This is a genomic window from Bacillus sp. JZ109 (assembly GCF_053903135.1).
This window is the reverse complement of the sequence record NZ_CP096388.1, coordinates 3,051,561-3,064,224: the sequence shown is the minus strand read 5'-3', so window position 1 is coordinate 3,064,224 and position 12,664 is coordinate 3,051,561. Positions and strand designations below refer to the sequence as shown.

The window sequence follows — 12,664 nt, the reverse complement described above, 5'->3', positions numbered from 1 at the left end:
TCAGAAAAATCTTTACCTCTCTGTCTTTGCATGATATGTTTGTTTAAATAAAAAAACTGCGGATAACCACAGCTCTCCTCGAATATTCTTTATCACTCATTTTTCCGATATGTGAGCCGACCCCGAAAGTTTTTCATTTATTTCCTTTATGTTGAAAAACATCCCATAAAACATGACAAAAGCACTCGTTTTTTGTCACCTTTGCAACGAAAATGAAATATTTAATACCCTTAAAAACTTTTTTTTAGAACGAATAATTAAGAAATTTGTCACATGAAGTCAAGACTATTTCTGATGGGAATCTATCCTTATAATAGAAATCAATAAGATTAATTAAAAAAAAGAGATACATATATAGAGAGTTAACATTTGGGGAGGAAAATATGAAAAAGCAAATCATTACAGCTACGACAGCAGTTGTTTTAGGATCGACGTTATTTGCAGGAGCGGCATCTGCACAAAGCATTAAGGTGAAAAAAGGCGACACGTTATGGGATCTTTCAAGAAAATACGACACAACGATCAGTAAAATTAAATCAGAGAACCACCTTCGTTCAGACATTATTTATGTGGGACAAACTTTATCGATTAACGGCAAATCTACAAGTTCAAAAAGCAGCAGTTCTTCTACCTCTTCTTCTACATACAAAGTAAAGAGCGGGGACAGCCTTTGGAAAATTTCAAAAAAATACGGCATGACAATCAATGAACTGAAGAAGCTGAATGGCTTAAAATCAGATTTGCTTCGTGTTGGACAAGTCCTGAAACTGAAAGGTTCAACTAGTTCAAGCAGCTCCAGCTCATCAAAAGTGTCATCGTCTTCAACTTCTACTTATAAAGTGAAGAGCGGAGACAGCCTTTCTAAAATTGCGAGCAAATACGGCACTACGGTTAGCAAATTAAAAAGCTTAAACGGCTTAAAATCAGATGTAATCTATGTCAACCAAGTATTGAAGGTGAAAGGAACAAGCACAAGCAGCTCAAAACCTGCTTCATCTTCATCATCTTCAAGCAGCAAAACGTCATCTACATCACTTAATGTGAGCAAGCTGGTTTCTGATGCAAAAGCGTTAGTCGGAACGCCATATAAATGGGGCGGAACGACAACTTCAGGCTTTGACTGCAGCGGATTCATTTGGTACGTACTGAATAAACAAACAAGTGTGGGCAGAACAAGCACTGCAGGATACTGGAGTTCTATGAAGAGCATTGCCAGCCCGTCTGTTGGTGATTTCGTCTTCTTCACAACATATAAATCCGGCCCTTCTCACATGGGGATTTACATTGGAAACAACAGTTTCATTCATGCAGGATCTGACGGCGTACAAATCAGCAGCCTGAACAACAGCTACTGGAAGCCTCGTTACCTCGGTGCGAAAAGATTCTAATTTTTAGAGAAAACCCGTTCATTGGAACGGGTTTTTTTCATTAGACGGAGCACAGGCGTTTTGGTTGCTCCTAAAAATGAAAATGTGATAAAAAATCCAAGAATTTTTTTTCTTTCTTATTTTCATAAAGGGCAATGGCGTAAGCGCCGGCATAGGGCAACTGTACAGACTGATAAGGAATTCTGATCATCTGTTTCTCTGCTAACTCACGCTTTACTGTAGATAAAGGCAGAAATGAAACTCCGAGTCCTTCCTTGATAAACCGTTTCGTTATATGTGTTTGAGTGACCTTCATTGTTCTCACAAATGGAAATGTCATTCTGACTTGACGGAGCAAGTCGTCCCAGTAATCAGGATGATTGTGGGTCAAAAGCAGGTATTGTTCGAGCACCTCTTTGGCATCAATTTCGTTGTCTTCTATGAAACGCTTATCGGGCGGGGCAACAAGGACGACAGGGTCTTTGTATAAGCAGTGGCAGCTTAAAGAAGAAGACTGTACCTTTAAACAGCTTAGTCCGATATCTGCTTCCCCGGCTTTAATCAGTGACGCGATTTCCGCTGATTCGAAAATCGTAACCGCCATTTCTGTTTCCGTATTCATTGCTGTGTACCGCTTCATGACAGAAGGAAGCACAGTATCTGCAATAAGCGGAGAAACCGCGAGCTGTAAGGTTTGAGAGTAGCCTTGTCTCACTCTGTGAAGCTCTGCCATGCTGTTTTCATAATCATCAAGAAGCCTGAGCGCATACGGCAAATACGCCCTGCCTTCATCAGTCAGCTGGATTTGCCTGCCTTTACGCTCGAACAGCTTGCAGCTGATTTCTTTTTCTAATTGCTTGATATGTACGGTCACAGTGGGCTGAGATAAGAAAAGCGTTTCCGCCGTTTTTCGGAAGTTTTCATATTTTGCAGCGGTCACAAAGGTGTGAAGCCATTTGAAATCCATTTCTATTCTCCCTCTGATTAATATTTTTAATTAATTCCCTTTAAAATATTCATTATTTTTTAAATATTATATTTACTATAATAACAGAAAAGGATAGGGGGAATACAAATGGTACATTACGGATTAAAGGGAATTACATGTGTGGAAACATCCATCAGCCATATTGATGGTGAAAAAGGGCGTCTGATTTACAGAGGACATCATGCAAAAGACATCGCACTGAATCACAGCTTTGAAGAAGCAGCTTATTTGATTTTATTTGGGAAACTGCCTTCAACTGAAGAATTGCAGGTATTTAAAGGTAAGCTGGCTGCGGAACGGAATCTTCCGGAACACATTGAGCGCTTGATTCAATCACTGCCAAACAACATGGACGATATGTCGGTGCTGAGAACGGTTGTTTCAGCATTGGGGGAAAATACGTACACATTCCATCCGAAAACAGAAGAAGCAATCCGGCTGATTGCAATCACGCCTTCCATCATTGCATACAGAAAAAGATGGACGCGCGGTGAACAAGCAATTGCACCTTCTTCCCAGTACGGACATGTCGATAACTACTATTATATGCTCACAGGTGAACAGCCTTCAGAGGCAAAAAAGAAAGCGCTTGAAACCTATATGATTCTGGCCATGGAGCACGGCATGAACGCATCCACTTTTTCGGCACGAGTCACGTTATCAACAGAGAGTGATTTAGTGTCAGCCGTCACGTCTGCTCTCGGCACGATGAAAGGTCCGCTGCACGGAGGCGCTCCTTCTGCGGTGACAAAAATGCTTGAAGACATTGGAGAAAAAGAACATGCTGAAGCATATCTGAAAGAAAAACTCGAAAAAGGAGAGCGCTTGATGGGATTCGGCCACAGGGTGTACAAAACAAAAGACCCGCGGGCAGAAGCTTTAAGACAGAAAGCAGAAGAGGTGGCCGGCAATGACCGTGATCTTGATCTTGCGCTGCATGTAGAAGCAGAAGCGATTCGTTTGCTTGAAATCTACAAACCGGGACGAAAGCTGTACACAAATGTTGAATTTTACGCAGCTGCAGTGATGAAGGCCATCGATTTTGACGATGAATTGTTTACTCCGACCTTTTCAGCAAGCCGAATGGTAGGGTGGTGCGCCCATGTGCTGGAACAGGCAGAAAACAACATGATTTTCCGCCCGTCAGCGAAATATACCGGTGCCATTCCCGAGGAAGTACTTTCATAACATATTTTGGCGTTTATTCATTTCTGTCGTGTGGTAACGTTCAGTATCAACCACATGTCTAGGAGTGATGAATGTGAACCCAATGGACAGACAAACAGAAGGACAAGAACCGCAGCATCAGGACAGACAGCCGGGCATTGAATCAAAAATGAACCCGCTGCCGCTGTCAGAGGACGAGGATTATCGAGGAAGCGGAAAACTGAAAGGAAAAGTCGCGATCATTACTGGAGGCGACAGCGGAATAGGGAGAGCAGCAGCTATTGCCTTTGCTAAAGAGGGGGCTGATATCTCCATTCTATACTTAGACGAGCATTCGGACGCAGAGGAAACACGTAAACGGATCGAAAAGGAGAATGTCCGCTGCCTGCTTATCCCGGGAGATGTCGGGGACGAGAACCATTGTGAACAAGCTGTGCAGCAAACAGTGGACCATTTTGGTAAACTCGATATCTTGGTGAACAACGCCGCTGAACAGCATCCCCAGGACAGCATTCTTAATATTTCAACAGAACAGCTGGAAAAAACCTTTCGCACAAATATTTTTTCCATGTTTCATATGACGAAGAAAGCTTTGCCTCACCTGGAAGAGGGGAGTGCCATTATTAATACGACATCGATTACCGCTTATGAAGGGGATACGGCGTTAATTGATTATTCCAGCACAAAGGGTGCGATTGTCTCCTTTACGCGTTCCATGGCGAAGTCGCTTGCAGATAAAGGCATCAGAGTGAATGCGGTGGCGCCCGGTCCGATTTGGACACCGCTTATTCCGGCGACATTCCCTGAGGAAAAAGTGAAACAGCACGGCTTGGATACCCCAATGGGAAGACCGGGACAGCCGGTTGAGCATGCAGGCGCATATGTTCTGCTGGCGTCTGACGAATCTTCCTATATGACAGGGCAGACCATTCATGTGAATGGCGGCCGTTTTATTTCAACGTAATCAACGAAAAACCAGCTCCAGAGCTGGTTTTTTTGTATGGTAAAAAATTTCAAAATAAAAAATTTGTCGATTTTTCTAACAATTTTGTTTTCATTTTTGCAATTTTATATATAATATTGAGTAGGAGAAAGGAATGATTCGCGACCAGTACAAATATAGTAGAAAAAAAGAAAAATGACCATTGTTGCTCATGAATTCAGAAAATTCAAATAAAATATATAAAAATAGATGATCGGGAGTTGAAGGGGAATGAAAGGGAGCGTTTTTAGGAAGAAGAGCATTCAGGATTTAATCGCTGCGACGAGCGGAGAAAAATCTTTAAAAAGAGAATTAGGGGCATTTGATTTAACATTGCTTGGAATCGGCGCCATTATTGGCACAGGGATTTTTGTTCTGACGGGAACAGGTGCAGTCACGGCCGGTCCCGGGCTGACGATTTCATTTGTTGTGGCGGCGCTGGCTTGTTTATTCGCCGCCCTGTCTTACGCGGAATTTGCGTCAAGTGTGCCTGTTTCAGGTTCGGTGTATACATTCACTTATGCGACATTGGGAGAGCTTATGGCCTTTATTATCGGGTGGGATTTAATTTTAGAATACATGCTGGCGGTAAGTGCAGTGTCGGTCGGCTGGTCTGGTTATTTCCAATCGTTTTTATCAGGGCTCGGCATTCATCTTCCGGTTGCTTTAACAGCGGCACCGGGCGCAGTGAAAGGCACCTTTACCCTGTTTAATCTTCCTGCATTCGTCATTGTAATGGCGATAACATATTTGCTTTATTTAGGCATCAAAGAATCAAAAAGAGTCAACAATATCATGGTTATCTTGAAGATACTGGTTGTTCTGCTGTTTATCGCGGTGGCAGCCGTTTACGTGAAGCCGCACAACTGGCAGCCGTTTATGCCAATGGGCTTTGGCGGCGTGTTCAGTGCAGCGGCGCTCGTATTCTTTGCTTTTATCGGATTTGACGCTGTATCCTCTGCTGCGGAAGAAACGAAAAATCCCGCGAAGGATCTGCCTAAAGGCATTATTTTCTCTTTATTGGTTTGCACGATTTTATATGTCACCGTATCAGCGATCATGACTGGGGTTATCCCGTTTGCTCAATTTGCGGGTGTAGATCATCCGGTTTCTCTAGTTCTTCAAAGCGCAGGGCAAAATTGGGTGGCAGGCATCATTGATATTGGCGCCGTGCTGGGAATGACAACAGTTATGCTCGTCATGCTTTACGGGCAGACACGCGTCATGTTTGCCATGTCGCGTGACGGGCTTGTGCCGGACTCACTTTCTAAAGTGCATCCAAAGCACAAAACACCTTATGTAGCCACTTGGTTTTTCGGAACGATGTCGGCGCTTCTCGGCTCACTTGTTCCGCTGGATGAACTTGCAAAGCTGGTGAACATCGGGACGCTGTCGGCATTTGTACTGATTTCTGTGGCAGTTATCGTTTTGAGAAAGAAGCAACCGGATCTTCCGAGAGCCTTTAAATGCCCGGGAGTTCCGTTTATCCCAGGCCTGGCGATTCTGTTCTGCCTGTTCTTGATTTTAAATCTGGGGTGGGTGACGATTGTTCGCTTCCTAGTGTGGCTGTTAATCGGCTTGGTAATCTATTTCCTGTATTCAAGAAAGCATTCAAAATTAAATCAATAACCTTTTGATAAAGAGAGCGGCCATACAGGCCGCTCTCTTTTCTGTTCTTGGCAAATGAATCTATAGAAATGAAGACAAAAATAAGAGATAATATAGGCTGGAAAGGAAGTGACGTTTATTGTCTGAGCAAAAACCAGTCCAATGGGCTTCGAAAATCGGTTTCGTCATGGCAGCGGCCGGCTCGGCTATCGGCTTGGGCGCGATTTGGAAGTTCCCTTACGTAGCGGGGACCAATGGGGGAGGAGCCTTTTTTCTTATCTTCGTGTTATTTACCATCCTCTTAGGCTATCCGCTTTTGGTGGGGGAATTTATTTTTGGAAGACGGAACCAGACGAATGCCATTGATGCATATAAAAAAGAAGCGCCGCGATCAGCTTGGTTTCTTACAGGGTGGATCGGCGTAGCCGCGTGTTTCTTAGTGCTGTCGTTTTACAGTGTAATTGGGGGATGGATTTTGCTGTATATCGTAAAAACGGCGTCAGGCTCACTGTCCGGGCTTTCTCAAGCACAGTATGGCTCTCTTTTTGCTTCTATTATCCAAAATCCGGTGCAGACGCTCGCGGCTCAGCTTGTCTTTATGGTACTTACTGTCATCGTTGTCGCAAGAGGGGTTCAAAAAGGGATTGAACGGGTAAGCGCGGTGATGATGCCGATTTTGTTTTTATTGTTTATTCTGCTCGTTCTTCGGTCTCTTACGCTTAATGGTGCAATGGAAGGCGTAAAGTTTCTGCTTGTGCCTCATTTCGGCGATCTGACTCCGGAATCCATATTATTCGCGCTGGGACAGGCCTTCTTTACGTTAACACTGGGGGTTTCGGTGATGGTGACCTACAGCTCCTATTTGCCGAAAACACAAAATATCCCTCGTTCGGCAGCCTCCATTGTCTTGATGAATATCATTGTGACACTCTTGGCAGGTTTGGCTATTTTTCCGGCGGTTTTCTCATTCGGTTTTCAGCCAAATGAAGGACCGACACTGCTGTTTACAGTGCTTCCGGCCGTTTTTGAACAGCTTCCGTTCGGCACGTTGTTTTTTATCGGTTTTCTCGTTGCATTTTTATTTGCAGCCTTAACCTCAGCATTTTCGATGGTTGAAATTATCGTTGCCACAATCGGAAAAGGGGACGAAAAGAAGAGAAAAAAACTGTCATGGACGAGCGGGCTTTTGATCTTTTTGGTCGGAATCCCATGCTGCTTGTCTTATGGCGTATTGAGTGATGTGCACCTATTTGGCAAAACATTTTTTGATATTGCCGATTTTACCGTCAGCAATGTTTTGATGCCTTCAGGCGCTCTGTTAATTTCTCTATTTATCCCGCTGAAAATTTCGAAAAGCGAACTCTTGGCTGAAATGCGAAATGGATCAAATGCAGGTAAAGCATTCTTTTACACGTGGTTTTATTTGCTTCGTTTTATCGTGCCGCTTGCCATTATTATCGTGTTCTTAAATTTAATCGGAATTTTATCATTTTAAAAAAACAGGCTCCGTTTCCGGGGCCTGTTTTTTATTTAATAAGATGATATCAACGGTGCCCATGCCGTTTTCAGTTTTTGGATGCCGAGCCTGATGTCCTCTTCTGACAAACCGCCATAACCGATTAAGACAGAAGCAAAAGGCGTCTGTTCTTTATATGAGGGAGACACGGGATAGATGGTTACACCGTGGTCTGCGGCTGCTTGTATTGCTTCTTCCTCACTTGCTGGAAACAAAAGGCGCAGCAGAATGTGAAGCCCCGAGTTCTTACCGAGAATCTTAACGGTGTTTCCCAGTTCAGAGCGAATGGCTTCTAACAGGATAGCGTGTTTTTTTCGGTATAAGCTTCTCATTCTATTTATGTGTTTTTGCCACTCTCCGGTTTCGATGAAGTTTGCCAGTGCCAATTGCGAGTGGGCAGAAACGGTCTGCTTCATTAACTGAGCATTGTTTTGGATCGGTTCCATGAGTTCAGGGGGCACAATCATGAAGCTGAGCCGCAAGGAAGGCAGAAGTGACTTTGAAAAAGTGCCCAGATATATGACTCTGCCATTCGGATCAAGACCCTGTAAAGACGGAATGGGATGGCCGCTGTAGCGAAATTCTCCATCGTAATCATCTTCTATAATGAATGAATTTGTTTCTGCCGCCCATGCCAGCAGCTCCTGTCTGCGGGTAATCGTCATAATGGTCCCAATCGGAAACTGATGCGAAGGAGTCGTATACATGAGATAAGGATTCTGACGGTAGAGCTCATCCGGCAGGACGCCTTCTGCATCAGAACAAATCGGAGTGACATCCATGTGATTTGCTTCAAACATCCTTCTTGAACGGTGAAAGCCTGGTTCTTCAAAACCGATTTTTGTACCTGGCTTTAGCGAAAGGCAAAGAATTTGCAGAAGCACGGTGGTTCCTGCGCCGATGATAATCTGGCCGGGCTCGCAATTTACTCCCCGAGACAGCCTGACGAATCGGGCAATCATGTGTCTGAGTTCGTATTCTCCTTGAGGGTCGCCAGAGGTGTGAAACAATCCGGAATAGCGCTCAAGACTTTTTACTATGCTTTTTCTCCATGCGTTAAAGGGAAAGAGGGTCGGATCAACGCTGCCCTGATGGAAGTCAATAGCAGGTGCGTTCTTTTCATGTAATCCCGGCTGTACAGACTGCTGAAAATGGTCAGGAGCTGTCGGGAATCCTGGTTCTACTTCCGCCGCGAACCAGCCGATTTTCGGCTTGCTTTTGACATAGCCCTCAGCAGTTAATTGCTCATAAGCTCGTTCTATAGTTGCCGTGCTGACATCGAGCAAGCTGGAGAGCCTGCGTTTTGACGGAAGTCTTGTTCCCTTTGTGATTCGCGCATGTGAAATTTCTTGTTTAAAAAAGGTATAAAGCTGTTCATACAGCGGTGTTTTGCTCTTTTTATCAAGAAACGGCGTAATATCCATCTCATGTCTCCTTTGTAGCTGGCATGGTCATTTTTTCTGATATTGGCTATTTGGCAAATGCCATTTATTAGCTATGATCATTGTAACGAAAGGAAAGGGGATTGAGAAGATGATCCATATGAAACAATTAACCTCGAAAGAAGAATGGGCTGAGTCGTATCCGATTATGAGTGAATTGAGAACAGAACTGGATATAGAGACGTATTTACAAAGGCTTGAAGCCTGTGTGCAGAAAGAATCGTATATGCTGTTTGCCTTATATGAAAATACAGCAATCAGAGCGCTGTGCGGGGCTCTGCCGAGAGTTTCCATTCATAAAGGAGAGCACTTGTGGATTGCGGATCTTGTTACAACGGCACCTTGCCGATCAAAGGGATACGGCAAAATGCTTTTGGATTATGCCTCAGACTGGGCGAGAAAAGCCGGACTCGGTTTTGTCAGTCTTTCATCTGGCCTGCAGCGTAAAGACGCACATCGATTTTATACAGATAAAATGGGTTTTACTATAGAAAGTTATTTGTTCCGAAAACCGGTATAACGAAAAAAGACGCCTGAAAAGGCGTCTTTTTTAAAAGCCAAACTGTAAATTCGTATCTACAGATACAATGGTATACACACAAATAATCACAAAGAGATTAAGGATGACGCCGAGCAGGCCTGGACCTGTGCGCCCTCTCTTGATGAAGAGTTCAACAACGCCGAACGGAACGGCAGCCATGGCGAACGGAAGCATTTGATAGGAATAAAACGTGACGTTGCTGATAATGGCCAAATTCAGCAACAGCAGGGACAGAACCGCTGTCCCGACAGAGATCCAGCCGAATACATTGTGTTCTTTAAAAATTCTTACCAGTTCCATAATTCCACCTCGCCGACATTCGCTGATTTTACAGATTTATTTTTCAGCATGCGCTGGATTTCCTTGGTTGGCCCTGTAACGACCGAACCGTATACATTGACACCGTTTTTCTCTACATAATCTAATCGTTTATCTACATTCAGGTCTTTCCGTTTTGAAATGACCTGAGCCCATTTTTCGTGTTTGGACATGAATTTTAGGGCGTTGATAAACTGATCGCCATTCGACTTGCCTTTTGTATTAAGGGCGGCCAAGAACTTTGAATCCTTTCCAGGATAGCCAAGAGGTTCTGTGGAAGCTGTCTTATTTGTGTTTTTCTCTGTTTCGATTGCGTTCCACAAAAAGCTCACATCATAGCCTTTGAATTTGTTATACACGTCTTTTGTCGGATATGCACGGTCATATGAAAGGTAGACCTCTGATACCGTTCCTTCAGGCAATGTGCTTAACGTTTTTTCTGCTTTTGCGGTCGTTTGTTCAGACTTGTTTGAAGGATGTGTAAAGTAATGGCCGGTTTTATTCACTTCTAAGTCATAGTAGTTTACTGCCGGCGCTTTTACTTTGTTATAAAACATTTCAACCCGTTCATTCCCTACGGCAGCCGTCTTCGTTCCAATCTGCTTTTGCAGCGGGAATTCCGTATTCATTCCAAATAGCTTCACTTGGCTTTTCAGTCCGGAAGTATCAACAAGAACATTCGGCATGGTCAGGGCTACAGTGACTGCGGCAGTTTCCATAAACTCATTGCCGGTGCTATGTTTTCCACCCATTCCGTAATAGAGGTAGCTTCCCAGCGTACAAAGCGGCAAAATCATCAATGTCGAAATGACGGCAAGCACAGAAATTCGCAAATAAGACTTGCGTTTGCCGTAGGCTAAAATCGCTTTTTGTTTTTCAGGACTGATGCTGAGATCCCAATCGTTATCGTCCTCTAGTTCGCTGTCAATCAGTTCCTGATATACTTCGAGCTTCTCAAGTTCTTCCTCAAATGCAGTCATTTCCTGGTCGCTCATTTCCCCATTTTTATATTGATCAAAACGCTTTTTAAATTCTTCATTCATCATTAACACCTCTATTATAAAGTGCTTTCAGCCGCTGTCTGGCACGAAATAAAACACTTTTAAAATTCGCCTCTGAAATATTCATAATATGGGATGCTTCTTTGTAGTTTAACTCTTTTAAATAATATAGCGTTAAGGCCTCCCGATAATTATCGGGGAGCTCGGACATATAACCAGTCAGCACTTCCTTTATCTCTACCTGATGGGCAGGACTTTGAACAGCATTTTGAAAGAGGCTTCCGATTAAGTCATCAGAAATGGTTACTTCTTTCTTATGCTTTCTGACGTAATCAATGAAGGCGTTTCGCGCCACTTGAAAAAGCCAGGGCTTTACTTTGCTGTGATCATAGGAGTGAATGTGTATGTATGCCCGCATAAAGGTTTCCTGCAGCAAGTCTTCAGCAAGATGCTTGTCTTTTGTCATGGAGAGCAGGAACCTGTAAACATCATTCATGTACATTTGGTAAATTTCATCGATCGTCACTGCCTTTTCTCCCCTCTATGTTATACACGCATAAGAAAGGTTTAAAGTTGCACATTACATGCAAACGGCTTTTTTATACCTAATCAAACACCATTACTATATAGTACCCAAAAATGGCCGCAAAAGATAGTGCGGAGAAATGTTTAACATTTTTTCCAGAGGGGAAAAGATAGTGAAAAAGTGAAGGAGTGGCACAATGGAATATACCAGTATAGCAGATACAGGAATAGAAGCCTCCAGAATCGGCCTCGGCACATGGGCCATTGGCGGAACGATGTGGGGAGGCACTGACGAAAAAACATCGATTGAAACAATCCGCGCCGCTCTTGATCAGGGGATTACACTGATTGACACCGCGCCGGCTTACGGCTTCGGGCAGTCCGAGGAAATCGTCGGAAAGGCAATCAAAGAGTACGGCAAAAGAGACCAGGTGATTCTCGCAACGAAAACGGCTCTGGACTGGAAGAACAACCAGCTGTTCCGCCATGCGAACAGAGCGAGAATTGTAGAGGAAGTTGAGAATTCTTTGAAACGGCTTCAAACAGACTCTATTGATCTTTATCAGGTGCATTGGCCCGATCCGCTTGTGCCAATTGAAGAAACGGCTGAAGTCATGAAGGAATTATATGATGCGGGAAAAATCCGGGCGATTGGCGTCAGCAATTTTTCAATTGAGCAAATGGATACATTTCGCGCCGTCGCACCTCTCCATACGATTCAGCCTCCATATAATCTGTTTGAAAGAGAGATGGAAGAGAGTGTTCTTCCTTATGCGAAAGATAACAAGATAACAACATTATTATACGGCAGTTTATGCAGAGGGCTGTTAACAGGCAAAATGACCGAAGAGTATACATTTGAGGGCGATGATCTGCGTAATCACGATCCAAAATTCCAGAAGCCCCGCTTTAAAGAGTATCTTTCTGCTGTCAATCAATTGGATAAGCTGGCGAAGACACGTTATGGAAAATCAGTGATTCACTTGGCTGTCAGATGGATCTTAGATCAGCCGGGAGCGGATATCGCTCTTTGGGGAGCAAGAAAGCCTGGGCAGCTTGAGGCCCTATCTGAGATTACAGGCTGGACGCTGAACAGTGAAGATCAGAAAGATATCAATACTATATTGGAAAATACGATATCAGACCCTGTCGGACCGGAGTTTATGGCCCCGCCGACCAGAGAGGAAATATAACAAAAGCTGAGGGCGA

Annotated in this window: 12 protein-coding genes; 7 read left to right on the top strand and 5 right to left on the bottom strand. The window is 43.8% G+C overall.

Features of this window, described 5'->3' with window-relative positions; genetic code table 11:
* The first annotated feature begins 383 nt into the window (after nt 1-383).
* Nucleotides 384-1,388, top strand: coding sequence for a peptidoglycan endopeptidase LytE (lytE, locus tag M1D94_RS16160; RefSeq protein ID WP_021479670.1), 1,005 nt, complete (start codon nt 384-386; stop codon nt 1,386-1,388).
* A gap of 70 nt (nt 1,389-1,458) precedes the next feature.
* Here lytE and citR read toward each other — a convergent pair whose 3' ends face one another.
* The gene (gene citR, locus M1D94_RS16155) at nt 1,459-2,334 is read right to left on the bottom strand and encodes a transcriptional regulator CitR (RefSeq protein ID WP_003233357.1); all 876 of its coding nucleotides are present in this window, start codon (nt 2,332-2,334) and stop codon (nt 1,459-1,461) included.
* Between the two features lie 108 nt (nt 2,335-2,442).
* On the opposite strand from citR, the gene citA reads away from it, so the two are divergent.
* From citA to M1D94_RS16135, 4 genes are all read left to right on the top strand, one after another.
* Nucleotides 2,443-3,543: a citrate synthase CitA gene (gene citA / locus M1D94_RS16150; protein WP_456270287.1), complete on the top strand. Its 1,101-nt coding sequence runs from the start codon at nt 2,443-2,445 to the stop codon at nt 3,541-3,543.
* 73 nt (nt 3,544-3,616) lie between these two features.
* The gene (locus tag M1D94_RS16145) at nt 3,617-4,486 is read left to right on the top strand and encodes an SDR family oxidoreductase (protein ID WP_021479668.1); all 870 of its coding nucleotides are present in this window, start codon (nt 3,617-3,619) and stop codon (nt 4,484-4,486) included.
* A gap of 249 nt (nt 4,487-4,735) precedes the next feature.
* The gene (bcaP, locus tag M1D94_RS16140) at nt 4,736-6,133 is read left to right on the top strand and encodes a branched-chain amino acid transporter BcaP (RefSeq protein WP_232566717.1); all 1,398 of its coding nucleotides are present in this window, start codon (nt 4,736-4,738) and stop codon (nt 6,131-6,133) included.
* 118 nt (nt 6,134-6,251) lie between these two features.
* Nucleotides 6,252-7,607 (top strand): sodium-dependent transporter, encoded by a 1,356-nt coding sequence (locus M1D94_RS16135; protein WP_088272261.1) that lies wholly within the window; start codon nt 6,252-6,254, stop codon nt 7,605-7,607.
* A 35-nt stretch (nt 7,608-7,642) separates the two neighbouring features.
* Here M1D94_RS16135 and pdxR read toward each other — a convergent pair whose 3' ends face one another.
* Nucleotides 7,643-9,052 (bottom strand): MocR-like pyridoxine biosynthesis transcription factor PdxR, encoded by a 1,410-nt coding sequence (gene pdxR / locus M1D94_RS16130; RefSeq protein WP_232566716.1) that lies wholly within the window; start codon nt 9,050-9,052, stop codon nt 7,643-7,645.
* A gap of 109 nt (nt 9,053-9,161) precedes the next feature.
* On the opposite strand from pdxR, the gene M1D94_RS16125 reads away from it, so the two are divergent.
* Complete coding sequence (locus M1D94_RS16125) at nt 9,162-9,590, top strand: GNAT family N-acetyltransferase (RefSeq protein WP_009966899.1); 429 nt, start codon at nt 9,162-9,164, stop codon at nt 9,588-9,590.
* Between the two features lie 30 nt (nt 9,591-9,620).
* Here M1D94_RS16125 and M1D94_RS16120 read toward each other — a convergent pair whose 3' ends face one another.
* From M1D94_RS16120 to sigM, 3 genes are read right to left on the bottom strand one after another with little or no spacing between them, the layout of a single operon-like run.
* Nucleotides 9,621-9,911, bottom strand: coding sequence for an anti-sigma-M factor (locus tag M1D94_RS16120; RefSeq protein ID WP_003233341.1), 291 nt, complete (start codon nt 9,909-9,911; stop codon nt 9,621-9,623).
* Complete coding sequence (locus M1D94_RS16115; RefSeq protein WP_072175830.1) at nt 9,899-10,975, bottom strand: anti-sigma factor; 1,077 nt, start codon at nt 10,973-10,975, stop codon at nt 9,899-9,901. Before M1D94_RS16115 ends, M1D94_RS16120 begins: the two co-directional genes overlap by 13 nt.
* Nucleotides 10,965-11,456, bottom strand: a complete 492-nt coding sequence (sigM, locus tag M1D94_RS16110; RefSeq protein WP_003224177.1) for an RNA polymerase sigma factor SigM — start codon at nt 11,454-11,456, stop codon at nt 10,965-10,967. Before sigM ends, M1D94_RS16115 begins: the two co-directional genes overlap by 11 nt.
* A 196-nt stretch (nt 11,457-11,652) precedes the next feature.
* Here sigM and akrN point away from each other — a divergent pair, with 196 nt between their 5' ends.
* Entirely contained in the window at nt 11,653-12,648 is a 996-nt protein-coding gene (gene akrN / locus M1D94_RS16105; RefSeq protein ID WP_282627414.1) for an aldo/keto reductase AkrN, read from the top strand.
* Nucleotides 12,649-12,664 lie beyond the last annotated feature (16 nt).

Coding starts and splice junctions, on each gene's coding strand:
- citR (WP_003233357.1), bottom strand. CDS start 2,334: ATGGATTTCAAATGGCTTCACACCTTTGTGACCGCTGCAAAATATGAA.
- bcaP (WP_232566717.1), top strand. CDS start 4,736: ATGAAAGGGAGCGTTTTTAGGAAGAAGAGCATTCAGGATTTAATCGCT.
- M1D94_RS16115 (WP_072175830.1), bottom strand. CDS start 10,975: ATGATGAATGAAGAATTTAAAAAGCGTTTTGATCAATATAAAAATGGG.
- M1D94_RS16125 (WP_009966899.1), top strand. CDS start 9,162: ATGATCCATATGAAACAATTAACCTCGAAAGAAGAATGGGCTGAGTCG.
- akrN (WP_282627414.1), top strand. CDS start 11,653: ATGGAATATACCAGTATAGCAGATACAGGAATAGAAGCCTCCAGAATC.
- pdxR (WP_232566716.1), bottom strand. CDS start 9,052: ATGGATATTACGCCGTTTCTTGATAAAAAGAGCAAAACACCGCTGTAT.
- M1D94_RS16120 (WP_003233341.1), bottom strand. CDS start 9,911: ATGGAACTGGTAAGAATTTTTAAAGAACACAATGTATTCGGCTGGATC.
- lytE (WP_021479670.1), top strand. CDS start 384: ATGAAAAAGCAAATCATTACAGCTACGACAGCAGTTGTTTTAGGATCG.
- citA (WP_456270287.1), top strand. CDS start 2,443: ATGGTACATTACGGATTAAAGGGAATTACATGTGTGGAAACATCCATC.